Source organism: Clostridium sp. 1001275B_160808_H3 (assembly GCF_015550425.1).
GTDB lineage: Bacteria > Bacillota > Clostridia > Clostridiales > Clostridiaceae > Clostridium.
Window position 1 is genome coordinate 15,711 of sequence record NZ_JADNAT010000014.1, and the last position, 13,405, is coordinate 29,115.

Below are 13,405 nucleotides of genomic sequence, written 5' to 3' on the forward strand. Positions count from 1 at the left end.
AATATTGATAGGAGGCTTAATAATGATAGATAAAAGTAGTCCAATTCCAGTTTATTATCAACTAAAAAATGATTTAATATCAAAAATATCTGAAGGCGTATGGAAGCCGGGTGAATGCATAGCGAGTGAAAGAGAGCTATGTGAAATATATGGTGTTAGTAGAATGACTATTAGACAAGCAATAGGAGAATTAGTGCAAGAAGGTGTTCTTTTAAGAATTAAAGGTAAAGGAACATTTGTGTGTGAACAAACTTTCAAGCAACAAGATATGATGAGCTTTACAGAGATAATAAAGCAAATGGGAAAAAAGTTAAAATCTGAAGTTGTTGAGTTTTGTAAAATAGATACTCCAGAGCACCTAGCAGATATATTTTCTTTAGATGAGATATATAAAATTAAAAGAAAGCGTATAGTTGATGATGAATGTGTAGCATTAGAGACAGTCTTTATACCTGTTGATTACTGTGGGTATATTGATGAAGAAATGCTAAATGGCTCATTATTTAAGATATTAGAAGGCTTTGGTTATGTAGTTGATTATTCACAATCTTCAATAGCATCAGTAATAATGGATGATGAATTAAAAGGAATGTTTAGTGTGGATAAGCAAGTACCTATGTTAAAGATTATAAGTAAGACTTATGATCATAATAATAAAATGATTTTCTTAGAAGAAGCAATATATAGATCAGATAAATTTATTTTGCAAGTTAATATATCTAGACGAGAGGGGAAAATACGATGAAACTTATAATAACTAAGAATTATGAAGAGTTAAGCAAGGAAGCAGCTCATGAAATGGCTAAAGTAGTAAAATCTAAACCTAACGCTATATTAGGCTTAGCAACTGGTGGTTCTCCAATAGGAATGTATAAGGAATTAATCAGAATGAATAAAGAAGGGGAAATAGATTTCTCACAAGTTACGACTGTTAATTTAGATGAATATATAGGATTAAGTGTAGATCATCCTCAAAGTTATAGATACTTTATGAATGAAAATTTATTTAATCATATTAATATTGACAAGAACAATACTTATGTTCCAAATGGGTTAGCTGAAAATATAGAAGAAGAATGCATAAGATATGATTCTAAAATAGCTGAGTTAGGTGGTACAGATCTTCAATTATTAGGCATTGGCAACAATGGACATATAGCATTTAATGAACCAGATGAAGAACTAGTATCAGGAACTCATTTAACAGGATTAACAGAAGATACTATAAAAGCAAATGCTAGATTTTTTAACTCAATAGATGAGGTTCCTACACAAGCTTTAACTATGGGACTTGGTGGAATAATGAAATCAAAGAAGATAATAGTTATAGCAAGCGGTGAAGGAAAAGCAGAAGCTGTAAAAGCTATGGTAAGTGGAAAGATAAGTACAAATATGCCAGCATCAATGCTACAAATGCACAGAGATGTTGTTGTTATAGTTGATGAAGCTGCAGCAAAATTATTGTAATATGTATCTTTATATATAAGAATATATAAGAATTTTTAAGAATTGTAATACTAGAAGTAGATTACAATTCTTTTTTTTATAATCATTGATTGGTTTTATAATATTGTTATGATATATTAAATATAGTAATTTTAATAATTGTGCAGGTATAAGTTTTATAGGTTAAAATATATTAATTATGGGCAATGCTTAACTAGAGTCAATATATAAGTTACAATAAATATCTAAAAATTTAATGAATATAAAAGTAATTTATAGTATACAAATTAAGTTGTTGTTTTAGTAGTTTATATAAAATATGAAAAGATTTATTGATTCATATTGCTCTAATCTAAGTATATTAATTAAATAGTATTATTAAATTTAACTGTGTAGATTATTGAATTAAAATATATACTTAAATTAAAAATATATAATATATAAATGTTATAGTAGACTTAATACTATACTGGCATTTATGTATTTAATATAGAAAATTAATAAGATTGGTAGGTAAATTTTATGGCTAAGATTAAATCCATGTTTGTTTGTCAAGAATGTGGATATGAGTCTCCTAAGTGGTTAGGAAAATGTCCGGATTGTAATAAATGGAATACATTAGTAGAAGAAGTAAGAGAAACTCAAAAGGAAATAAAAAGTAAAATAAACACTGTTAGAGTTTTAGATAATATGCCTAAAAGTATAGGACAAATTAAATCAGGGGAAAAACAAAGATATGATACTGGTTTAAAAGAGCTAAATAGAGTTCTAGGAGGAGGATTAGTAAGAGGATCATTAACCTTGATATCTGGAGATCCTGGGATAGGTAAGTCGACTTTATTACTACAAACAGCAAATTCGATTTCAAAATCATATGGAAAAGTATTATATGTTTCTGGAGAAGAGTCAGAGGAGCAAATTAAGATTAGAGGGGATAGGTTGGGCGTGAATGCTGAACAGCTATACATTTTATCTGAAACTAATCTTGATTTAATAGAGGCATACATAAATGAATTGAATCCTGTTTTCGTAATAATTGATTCTATACAAACTGTTTATAAAGAGTCAGTAACTTCTGCTCCAGGAAGTGTATCACAAGTAAAAGAATGTTCTAATGCAATAATGAGAATAGGAAAAAATCAAAATATACCATTGTTTATAGTGGCGCATGTTACTAAGCAAGGGGAACTTGCAGGGCCAAGAGTTCTTGAACATATGGTTGATACAGTGTTATATTTTGAAGGTGAGCGTACTGAAGAATTTAGGGTTTTAAGAACTATGAAAAATCGTTTTGGAACAACTAGTGAAATTGGAGTATTTGAAATGGCTGAAGAAGGATTAAAGGAAATATATGATCCTTCGAGAATATTCTTAGAGGATACTAACTTTAATCAAGAAGGCTCTGCTGTTATAGGAATAATGGAAGGAACTAGACCTATACTTGTTGAAATGCAAGCATTAGTAAGTGAAAGTAATACTCATATGGCTAGTAGGACAGCAGTTGGAATAGATAATCAAAGGTTAAGGCTTATACTTGCTGTGTTAGAAAAAAAGTTGAAAGTTCCATTTTACAAATATGATGTATATGTAAATGTAGTTGGAGGTCTTACTTTAGATGGTACTACTGGGGATCTTGGTCTAGCATTAGCGTTGTTATCAAGTGTAAAAAATACAGGCTTTAAGTTAGAAAGAATGGTCATTGTTGGTGAAGTTGGGCTTACTGGAGAAATAAGGCCGATTTCGTCCTGCGATAGGTTAATTAAAGAAGCTGAAAAAATGGGTTTTAAAAATGCTATAATTCCAGAAAGAAACAAAGATAAAGTTAGTAGTAATACTACAAATATAATAGGAGTAAGTAATTTAAGAGAGGCTATTAGTAAGATATTCTAGTGGATTAGGTGAGTGTATGAGGATAAAAGATGATGAAGAAATAAAAAATATATTAAAGCTTATGAGTCCAGGAACTGCTTTGAGAGAAGGATTAGATAATATATTAAGAGCTAAAACAGGGGGATTAGTTGTTATTGGTGATGGTGATGAGGTGATGGATCTTGTTGATGGGGGATTCAATATTAATTCAGAATATTCACCAGCATATGTTTATGAATTAGCTAAGATGGATGGTGCTATTGTATTAAGTGGAGATTTAAAAAGAATCATTTGTGCTAATACACAACTTGTACCAGATCATACACTTACAACATATGAAACTGGAACCAGGCATAGAACTGCAAATAGAGTAGCAAAGCAAACTGGCAATATAGTTGTAGCAATTTCTCAAAGAAGAAATATAATAACTATCTATAAAGGAGATTTGAAGTATGTACTTCAAGAAAGTAGTATAATACTTGCGAGGGCAAACCAAGCAATACAAACACTAGAGAAATATGTTAATGTTCTAGAGCGAGTGATAAATAATTTAAATTTATTGGAGTTTCAGGATTTGACTACTATTTTTGATGTTGTAACTGCAATACAGAGAACTGAGATGGTTATGAGAGTTGTGGAAGAAATACAAAGATATATAGTTGAACTTGGAAATGAAGGAAGACTTATTTCAATGCAACTTAGTGAACTTATAAGATTCATAGAAAGAGATGGGATTTTATTAATAAGGGACTATTGTAGGATGGATATGGATTATAACGAAATATATAATGAAATTCAAATGCTTAGCTCAGATGAATTAGTTGATTTAGATCTGATTGCCAAGGTTTTAGGATATTCAGGAGCATCATTAGTAGATTCCTTAATTTCACCAAAGGGCTTTAGAATTTTATTTAAGGTTCCAAGAATTCCTGTATCAGTAATTGAAAATTTAGTAAAACATTTTAAAGAGCTTAAGTATGTTATTGAAGCTGATACTGATGAGTTAGATAAAGTTGAAGGAATAGGTGAAGCAAGATCAAAAGCTATTAAAAATGGTCTAAGAAGAATAAAGGAACAAATATATTTAAAAAATGAAATTTAGTAAAATTATGTATAAAAGTAAAACAAATAGATAATAATACAAAAGCAGGCTTTCTGACCTGCTTTGAGTTTATCTAAGTGTAAATTTACCTAGAATATTCATTTTATTTTCTTCTTTTAATAATATGTCATATAAGTTTAAATCTAAGCAATTACATAAAGAAGTAAGATAAAATAAATTGTTTCCGATTTCATTTTCAATAATATCACGACAGTTATCACAAAGTTTTCCTTCAAGATGATTATTTAACGAATAATTAAAATTATTAATATCATCATTATTGGAAGATATGTTTTCTTGTTTTTTAGCTGATATTTTAATACAACCACAATTAGTCACAGCCTTAGCTAGTGCTCTATTGACTCTAGCACTAGATTCACTATATTTAGTTACTATATCTAGAATGCTCTTATGACGTAGTAATGATTCATTGACATCATTTTGAAAATTATCAAAAATTATATCTTTCATATGCCTCAACTCCTTAAAAAAATTATGGCTGTTTTTAAAATATAATTATTTTTAGTAAAGTTAATTATTTGCCTAACTTCAATATAATGATATCTAATATGCTTGTATTTTTATAGGGGGTATTTTAAATTAATAAGATTTTAAGAATTCTTCATTTTAGATAATACCTTTATATGGTATAATGATATAAACTTCTAAGGAAGTATATAGATGCATAAAATTTAAAACAATAATACAGGGAGGTGACATTATGTTAAAAAAGATTATAAGAGTTATATTTACTATAATAGGATTTATTAGTGGATATATCATTAGTGGAATGCTACTAAATATATCTATTTTAAAAGAAATGTCTTTTTTATCTAAACCAATTGCAATCATATCAGTACGTATTATTTTAACTTTATTATTTGGACTTATATTATATTTTGTTTCACCACGTATTTATGACTCTATTGTTAAAGTTATTGAATATATTGAAAAAAATATCCAAAGACTTACGGCGGCGGAACTTCTTTATGGTGGATTAGGTGCATTAATATCGTTAATACTAACGTCTCTTATAGGACTACCATTAAACCGTATAGATTTATATGGCTTAGGTCCAATATTATTTGTGCTTTTAAACTTAATATTTGCAATAATATTTGCTAGTATATTTGTTGAAAAGAGGGATGACATATCAAATATTCTTGTAAACCTAAGGAAAAATAATGTTAAAGAAAAGAAATCAAAAGTAAATGCAAAAAATAATCCAAAGGTGCTAGATACATCTGTAATAATAGATGGTAGAATTTTTGATATATGTCAAACAGGATTTGTTGAAGGTCCATTAGTTATACCAAGCTTTGTTTTAGATGAACTTAGGCATATCTCAGACTCAGCGGATTCTCTTAAGCGAAATAGGGGAAGAAGAGGGCTTGATATATTAAATAAAATTCAAAAAGAACTTGAAATTGAAACTCAGATTTGGGAAGGTGATTTTCCAGAAATACAAGAGGTTGATAGTAAGTTATTAAAGCTTGCACAAACTCTTAAAGGAAAAGTTGTGACAAATGACTTTAATCTAAATAAGGTTGCTGAATTCCAAGGCGTACCTGTTCTAAATATAAATGAATTAGCAAATGCAATAAAACCTGTTGTTCTTCCTGGTGAAGAAATGAAGGTTATTGTTGTTAAGGATGGTAAAGAAGCTACTCAAGGAATTGGGTACTTAGATGATGGAACTATGATAGTTGTAGAAGGTGGAAGAAGATTCATGGGAGAACAAATCGTAGTTATAGTAACATCTGTACTACAAACAGCAGCTGGAAGAATGATATTTGGAAAACCAAAAGAATAGAAGCGAAAGAATAGTAAGTAGGTGTTTATATGGTAAGTGCTATAATTTTAGCAGGTGGAAAAGGTAAAAGAATGGGTGCTAAAATTAGTAAGCAGTTTATAGAACTTAATGGCAAACCAATTTTGTATTATACCTTAAAGAAGTTTTCTGATTGCGAGGAAATAGATAAAATAATCTTAGTTTTACCTAAAGACGAAATAGAATATTGTAATAAAGAAATATTAGAAAAGTACTCTTTAAAAGTTGATATGATAGTTGAAGGTGGAAAAGAAAGACAGGATTCAGTTTATAATGCATTACAAAAAATAAATGATTCTGAGATTGTGCTTATCCATGATGGAGCAAGAGCGTTTGTATCTGAAAGAGTTATAAAAGATGGTATAAAGTATGCAAAGCTTTATGGAGCAGCGGCACCTGGGGTAATGCCAAAAGATACTATAAAAGTTGTTGATGAAAATGGGTTTTCTGATTCAACTCCAGATAGAAGTAAATTACTTGCAATTCAAACTCCACAAACTTTTAAGCTAGAAGTAATAAAAGAGTGTCATAATAGAGTTAAAGAAAATAATATTAATGTTACAGATGATACAATGGTGGTAGAAATGTATAACCATAAAGTGTATTTATATAAAGGTGAATATACTAATATAAAGGTGACTACCCCTGAGGATTTAATACTTGCAGAAAAGCTAATATAATACATAGTTTATTATATTGACATAAGTTTTAGTAGAATATATAATTAATTAAGCTAAAAATTAATAGTCTTAAAACAGTGAAGAAGAATAGTAAAATCCGCCTTTCAGAGAGAAAATTCATGGGCTGTAAAATTTTCAATAGGATTTGAACCAGCTTTGGAGTTATAGGTAAAAACTATCGGTTTAATACCGTTATCATTTTCGAGAACAAATTTAGGTGGTACCGCGATATAAGTTCGCCCTAAGCAATTAGGGTGGGCTTTTTTTATTATTTATAAAGATACACTAATAACAAGAATTAAAAAATACATATAAAATAATAACATTAACAGGAGGAAGCAGAAATGAAAATGTCTAATATGTTAATATCAACATTAAGAGAGGTTCCAGCAGAAGCTGAGATAGATAGCCATAAATTAATGCTAAGAGCTGGAATGATAAGAAAAATGGCATCAGGTATATATAATTATATGCCTTTAGGATTAAAGGTTTTAAAAAATGTAGAGAATATAGTAAGAGAAGAAATGAATAATGCAGGTGCACAAGAATTCCTAGCTTCAGCGGTTTTACCTGCAGAACTTTGGCAAGAGTCTGGAAGATGGGATGTTTATGGGGAAGAAATGTTTAGGCTTAAAGATAGAAATAATAGGGATTTTTGCCTTGGACCAACTCATGAAGAAGTATTCACTGACATTGCAAGAAATGAAATTAAATCATATAAGCAATTACCAATAAATCTTTATCAAATACAAACTAAATATAGAGACGAAAGAAGACCAAGATTTGGTGTTATGAGATCTAGGGAATTTGTAATGAAAGATGCATATAGCTTTGATAAGGATCAAGAAGGATTAGATGTTTCTTATAATAAAATGAGAGAAGCATATATTAAAATATTTAACAGATGTGGAATAGATGCTAAGCCAGTTGAAGCAGATTCAGGAGCAATTGGAGGATCAAATTCAGCAGAATTTATGGTGAAGTCAGAAGTAGGAGAAGATGATGTTGTATTCTGTACTGCTTGTGATTATGCAGCTAATATAGAAAAAGCTCCATCAACTGCAGAGAAAGCAGAAGTAGAAGAATTAAAAGAGTTAGTTAAAACTGAAACGCCAAATGTTAAGACAATAGAAGAACTAGTTAAATTTTTCAATACAACTGAAAAGAAGTTCGCTAAAACATTAATATTTAATGCTGATGGGAAAATAGTAGCAGTAATGGTTAGAGGCGATAGAGAAGTAAATGAAGTTAAGGTTTCAAATGCCTTAGGTGGAGTTACAAATTTAAATATGGCTACTCCAGAAGAAGTATTTAAAGCAACTAATGCACAAGTTGGATTTGCTGGTCCTATAAATATAAATGTAGATGCATTATTAGTTGATGAAGAAATTATAAACATGTACAATTTTATTGTGGGAGCTAATGAAACAGGATATCACATTGAAAATGTAAATTACGGAAGAGACTTTGATGGTATAGTTGGAGACTATAGAAATATAACTGAAGGCGAAAAGTGTCCAGTTTGTGGTGGTAAAGTAACTATCTCAAGAGGAACAGAAGTAGGTCATATATTTAAATTAGGAACAAAGTATTCAGAGGCTATGAATGCTAACTTTATTGATGAAAATGGTAAGGAAAAGCCATTTATAATGGGTTGTTATGGTATTGGAGTAACAAGAACAATGGCATCAATAATAGAACAACATAATGATGAAAATGGAATAGTTTGGCCTTTATCTGTAGCGCCATATCACGTTAATATCATTCCTGTTAATATTAAGGATGAAGAACAAATGAAAATTGCTAACGAGATATATGAAGAATTGAAAGCTATTGGGGTTGATGTAATACTAGATGATAGAAATGAGAGAGCAGGAGTTAAGTTTAAAGATTCAGACCTTATGGGAATACCAATGAGAATAACAGTTGGAAAGAAGATTGTTGATGGTGAAGTAGAATTTAAACTTAGAACATCAGAAATGGAAAATATAAAAATAGAAGAAGCTGTAAATAGAGTTAGGGAAGAGTTTGAGAAAAATAAATTATCTGTAAGATAGGAGGTAATTCGATGAAAGTTTATAATAGTTTAACGAGAAAGAAGGAAGAATTTATACCATTAACACCTGGAGAAGTCAAGATGTATGTATGCGGACCAACTGTATATAATTACTTTCATATAGGAAATGGTAGAACTTTTATAATATTTGATACAATAAGAAGATATTTAGAATACAGAGGATATAATGTTAAATATGTTCAAAATTTTACAGATATAGATGATAAAATGATAAATAAAGCAAATGAAGAAGGCACTACAGTTTCAAATATAGGAGATAGATATATCGACGAATATTATAAAGATGCTGATGGTTTAAATATAAAGAGGGCCTCTATAAATCCAAGAGCTACTGAATATATTCAAGATATAATAGAATTTGTTAGTGGTTTAATTGAAAAAGATTATGCATATGAAGTTGATGGGGACGTTTATTTTAGAACAAAGAAGTTTGAAGGCTATGGAAAGTTAATAGGTCAAAATTTAGAAGACCTACAAGCTGGAGCTAGAATAAATGTAGATGAAAGAAAAGAAGATCCAATGGATTTTGCAGTATGGAAGGCTCAAAAGCCGGGTGAACCAGCTTGGGAAAGTCCATGGGGAATGGGAAGACCAGGATGGCATATAGAGTGTTCATGTATGGCAAAGAAGATTTTAGGTGATACAATTGACATACATGCCGGTGGGATGGATTTAGCATTTCCACATCATGAAAATGAAATTGCACAAAGTGAAGCTTTAACAGGAAAGCCATTTGCAAGATACTGGTTACATGGAGCCTTTTTAAATATTAATAATCAAAAAATGTCTAAATCATTAAATAACTTTTTAACTGCAAGAGATATATTAAAACAATACGATGCTGATATAGTGAGATTTTTAATGTTATCAGGACATTATAGAGTACAATTAAACTTCAGTGATGATTTATTAGAATCTGCAAAAGCATCAGTAGAAAGATTATATAATGCTATTTCTAATTTAGAAAACTTAATTAGTGAAGTTAAGAAAGAAACTATGGATGAAAATGAAAAGGCTTATTTAGAATCTCTAGATAAATATAGACAAAAATATATAGAAAAGATGGATGATGATTTTAACACAGCAGATGCAATTACGGCAATATTTGATCTTATAAAAGATATAAATACTAATGTATCAATAGATTCATCTAAAGAACTTTGTGAATCAGCATTAAGTTTAATAAGGGAATTAGGAAATCCATTAGGTATTCTTCAAAAGTCTACTAAAGGAAGTTTAGAGGAAGAAATAGAAAAATTAATAGCGGAAAGACAGCAGGCAAGGAAAGATAGAAATTTTGCTTTAGCTGATAAAATAAGAGATGATTTAAAAGCTAGAAATATAGTTTTAGAAGATACCCCTCAAGGAGTTAGATGGAAAAAAGTAAATTAGTCTAGAAGGCTGCAGTTGTGCAGCCTTTATTTAAAGGAGAGAAAAGTATGTTAGAGGATTTAAGAGTGAGAGAGTTTAGTAAAGAAGAAGCTAGGAGATTAAATCCTTTGCAGTTAGCTTTAATAGGAGATGGAGTATATGAGATATATATAAGAAATTTTATACTATCTAATAATACTGAATTATCTGCACATAAAATGCATGTGAAAGCAATTGGATACGTTAAAGCTAAAAGTCAGTCTGCAATAATGCATAATATAGAAGATACTTTAACAGAAGATGAATTGTATATTTATAAAAGAGGAAGAAATACAAAATCTGCAACTGTTCCTAAAAATGCAGATGTTATAGATTATAGAAATGCAACAGGCTTTGAAACTCTATTAGGATATTTATATTTAATAGGAAATAAAGAAAGACTATATAATATATTAGAAAAATCTACAGAAATACAGTTAACATAACTAAGGAAAAGTATATAATAGAAATAAGGAGTGATCTTATATGACTAAGGGAAATAGAGAAGCTAGAATGAAAGCTAGAATGGAAAGACAAATGATCGAGGGCACACCTATTAGAGGTAAAAGACAATTTGTTAAAGAAAATAAGGAAGTGAATAATTACACTAGAGAAAATCCTTCTATTGTAAGTGAAGTGGAAACTAGAGAAGATTTAATTATAGGCAGAAATGCTGTAATGGAAGTACTAAAAAGTGATAGAACTATAGAGTGTATATATATAGCAAATGGTAATATGGAGGGCTCTATAAAAGTAATAATAAATATTGCAAGAGAAAAGGGATTAGTATTAAAGGAAGTAGATAGGAAAAAACTAGATGCTATGAGTAATGGTACAAATCATCAAGGAGTTATAGCTTTGGTTACACCATTTAAGTATTGCCAAATTGCAGATATGCTAAGGGATGCAAAGGAAAAAGGCGAAGATCCATTTATAGTTATACTAGATGAAATAGAGGATCCACATAATTTAGGGTCTATAATAAGAACAGCAGAATTATGCGGAGTTCACGGAATAATAATACCGAAAAGAAGAAATGTTGGAATAACATCTACTGTATATAAATGTTCTGTAGGAGCTATAGAACATATGAAGATAGCAAAGGTGACAAATATTAATGCAGCTATAGATGAACTTAAAGAATCAGGACTATGGGTATATGGTGCAGATATAGCAGGAGAAGAATATAGCTATCAAGTTGACTTTAATGGCCCATGTGCCATGGTTATAGGTAGCGAAGGAAGAGGTATATCTAAACTTACTTTAAAGAAATGTGATAAGCTAGTGAAAATTCCGATGATAGGAAAAATTAACTCTTTAAATGCTTCAGTTGCTGGTGGTATAATGATGTATGAAATATTAAAGGGAAGACTATTAAAATAGCATAGTTAAAGAGGTAACATGTGAAAATAATATTTGTTGATGGATATAATGTTATAAATAGTTGGCCTAATCTAAAAAAGCAAAAGGACTATAGCTTTGATGGGGCAAGACAGAGCTTGATAGATAGTTTACATAATTATTCAGTTTATGAAGATTGTAAGATAATAATAGTGTTCGATGCACATAAAGTAAATAGAAGCATTGAAAAGAAAGAAGATATAAACAGTAATATAAGTACAGTATTCACAAAGGATGGTGAAACAGCAGATTCTTACATAGAAAGAGAAGTTCATAATTTAGGTAGAAGATTTGAAGTTTATGTTGTTACATCAGATTGGCTTGAACAACAGACTATTTTTCAAAGAGGTGCAGTAAGAATATCTGCTCTTGAATTTTATAACGAAGTTATAGAAACTCAAGGAAGAATAAAAAATAAAACGTTGAAAAATATGTATTCATCTAAAAATCATTTGGGAGATAACATAGATGAAGATATCTTTAAAAAATTAGAGGCTATAAGGCGTAGCAAATAAATGTTTACTAGTATATATACTTTATATATACTTATTATAATGTATGGCTTAAAGGGGTGATATATAGTGGAGAGTACCAAAAGAGAGGTAAGCTTGTTTGTAGAATTTCAAAATAAGTTAGATGAAGAAGTAGTTGAAGAAGCAAAAAAAGGAAATAGTAGAGCTCAAGATTATTTAATATCAAAATATGAGAATTTTGTAAAGGCTAAAGCTAAGTCGTATTTTCTCATTGGAGCAGACAAAGAAGATATTTACCAAGAAGGTATGATAGGATTATATAAAGCTATAAGGGATTTTAAATCTGATAGACTAACAAGTTTTAAGGCTTTTGCGGAATTATGTATTACTAGACAAATAATAACCGCTATTAAAACAGCTACAAGACAAAAGCATATACCATTAAACACATATATATCTTTAAATAAGCCTATTTATGAGGAAGAATCAGATAGAACTTTAATTGATGTTTTATCAGGATTAAAAATAACTGACCCAGAGGAACTTATAATAGGAAAAGAACAGTTAGAACATATAGAAGGTGAAATGGCGAAAGTTTTATCTGATTTAGAAATGGAAGTACTTCAGTCCTATTTGGATGGAAAGTCTTATCAGGAAATAGCCTGTGATTTAGATAGGCAAGCTAAGTCTATAGACAATGCATTACAAAGAGTTAAACGAAAGCTTGAAAAATGTCTATATACCGAAAAATAAGTCACTAAATTCTTATTGACAAATTTTTTGAACAATAGTAAACTTTATAATTGGTATATTAAACTATAAACCATATTATGATGGCAATGCTCACGTAGCTCAGTAGGCAGAGCGTCGCCTTGGTAAGGCGGAGGTCGTCGGTTCAATCCCGATCGTGAGCTCCAATATAGTTGAACGCTCACTAGTAGCGATTATTGTAATGATAAATTGCTTTAGTCTTTGTAGTGAGCTCAATATATTACCCAAAAGCTAGAAAACGCTAGGCAAAGTTTATTACAAAGATTAAAGGAGGATTTTACAATGGCAAAGCAAAAATTCGAAAGAAGTAAACCACACGTAAACATTGGAACAATCGGTCACGTT

Annotated in this window: 13 protein-coding genes and 1 tRNA gene; 13 read left to right on the top strand and 1 reads right to left on the bottom strand. The window is 29.8% G+C overall.

The genetic code is table 11. The features are described from left to right. The first annotated feature begins 22 nt into the window (after positions 1 to 22). The 4 genes from I2A75_RS11625 to disA all read left to right on the top strand — a co-directional run bounded on the left by I2A75_RS11625 (position 23) and on the right by disA (position 4,417). The gene (locus I2A75_RS11625) at positions 23 to 745 is read left to right on the top strand and encodes a GntR family transcriptional regulator (RefSeq protein ID WP_195264637.1); all 723 of its coding nucleotides are present in this window, start codon (positions 23 to 25) and stop codon (positions 743 to 745) included. Continuing rightward, entirely contained in the window at positions 742 to 1,467 is a 726-nt protein-coding gene (gene nagB, locus I2A75_RS11630; protein WP_195264639.1) for a glucosamine-6-phosphate deaminase, read from the top strand. Before I2A75_RS11625 ends, nagB begins: the two co-directional genes overlap by 4 nt. A gap of 501 nt (positions 1,468 to 1,968) precedes the next feature. Next, on the top strand, positions 1,969 to 3,336 hold the full coding sequence (radA, locus tag I2A75_RS11635) for a DNA repair protein RadA (RefSeq protein WP_195264641.1): 1,368 nt from the start codon (positions 1,969 to 1,971) through the stop codon (positions 3,334 to 3,336). Positions 3,337 to 3,352: 16 nt separating this feature from the next. Further along, the gene (disA, locus tag I2A75_RS11640; protein WP_195264643.1) at positions 3,353 to 4,417 is read left to right on the top strand and encodes a DNA integrity scanning diadenylate cyclase DisA; all 1,065 of its coding nucleotides are present in this window, start codon (positions 3,353 to 3,355) and stop codon (positions 4,415 to 4,417) included. Positions 4,418 to 4,486: 69 nt separating this feature from the next. Here disA and I2A75_RS11645 read toward each other — a convergent pair whose 3' ends face one another. Further along, a complete protein-coding gene (locus I2A75_RS11645) occupies positions 4,487 to 4,888 on the bottom strand; it encodes a DUF1573 domain-containing protein (protein WP_195264645.1) in 402 nt (133 codons plus the stop codon). Between the two features lie 250 nt (positions 4,889 to 5,138). Here I2A75_RS11645 and I2A75_RS11650 point away from each other — a divergent pair, with 250 nt between their 5' ends. The 9 genes from I2A75_RS11650 to I2A75_RS11690 all read left to right on the top strand — a co-directional run bounded on the left by I2A75_RS11650 (position 5,139) and on the right by I2A75_RS11690 (position 13,206). After that, positions 5,139 to 6,230, top strand: coding sequence for a PIN/TRAM domain-containing protein (locus tag I2A75_RS11650; RefSeq protein WP_195264647.1), 1,092 nt, complete (start codon positions 5,139 to 5,141; stop codon positions 6,228 to 6,230). A 29-nt stretch (positions 6,231 to 6,259) separates the two neighbouring features. Further along, entirely contained in the window at positions 6,260 to 6,928 is a 669-nt protein-coding gene (ispD, locus tag I2A75_RS11655) for a 2-C-methyl-D-erythritol 4-phosphate cytidylyltransferase (RefSeq protein ID WP_195264649.1), read from the top strand. A 344-nt stretch (positions 6,929 to 7,272) separates the two neighbouring features. Beyond that, positions 7,273 to 8,985, top strand: a complete 1,713-nt coding sequence (locus tag I2A75_RS11660) for a proline--tRNA ligase (protein ID WP_195264651.1) — start codon at positions 7,273 to 7,275, stop codon at positions 8,983 to 8,985. Positions 8,986 to 8,996: 11 nt separating this feature from the next. After that, positions 8,997 to 10,397 carry a cysteine--tRNA ligase gene (gene cysS, locus I2A75_RS11665; protein WP_195264653.1) on the top strand — a complete coding sequence of 467 codons (1,401 nt, stop codon included), beginning with the start codon at positions 8,997 to 8,999 and terminating at the stop codon, positions 10,395 to 10,397. Between the two features lie 47 nt (positions 10,398 to 10,444). Next, a complete protein-coding gene (locus tag I2A75_RS11670; protein WP_195264655.1) occupies positions 10,445 to 10,861 on the top strand; it encodes a ribonuclease III domain-containing protein in 417 nt (138 codons plus the stop codon). Positions 10,862 to 10,901: 40 nt separating this feature from the next. Continuing rightward, positions 10,902 to 11,798: a 23S rRNA (guanosine(2251)-2'-O)-methyltransferase RlmB gene (rlmB, locus tag I2A75_RS11675; RefSeq protein WP_195264657.1), complete on the top strand. Its 897-nt coding sequence runs from the start codon at positions 10,902 to 10,904 to the stop codon at positions 11,796 to 11,798. A gap of 20 nt (positions 11,799 to 11,818) precedes the next feature. Continuing rightward, entirely contained in the window at positions 11,819 to 12,331 is a 513-nt protein-coding gene (locus I2A75_RS11680) for an NYN domain-containing protein (RefSeq protein ID WP_195264659.1), read from the top strand. 66 nt (positions 12,332 to 12,397) lie between these two features. Then, positions 12,398 to 13,042 carry an RNA polymerase sporulation sigma factor SigH gene (gene sigH / locus I2A75_RS11685; RefSeq protein ID WP_195264661.1) on the top strand — a complete coding sequence of 215 codons (645 nt, stop codon included), beginning with the start codon at positions 12,398 to 12,400 and terminating at the stop codon, positions 13,040 to 13,042. Positions 13,043 to 13,130: 88 nt separating this feature from the next. Then, positions 13,131 to 13,206, top strand: a tRNA-Thr gene (locus I2A75_RS11690). Positions 13,207 to 13,405 lie beyond the last annotated feature (199 nt).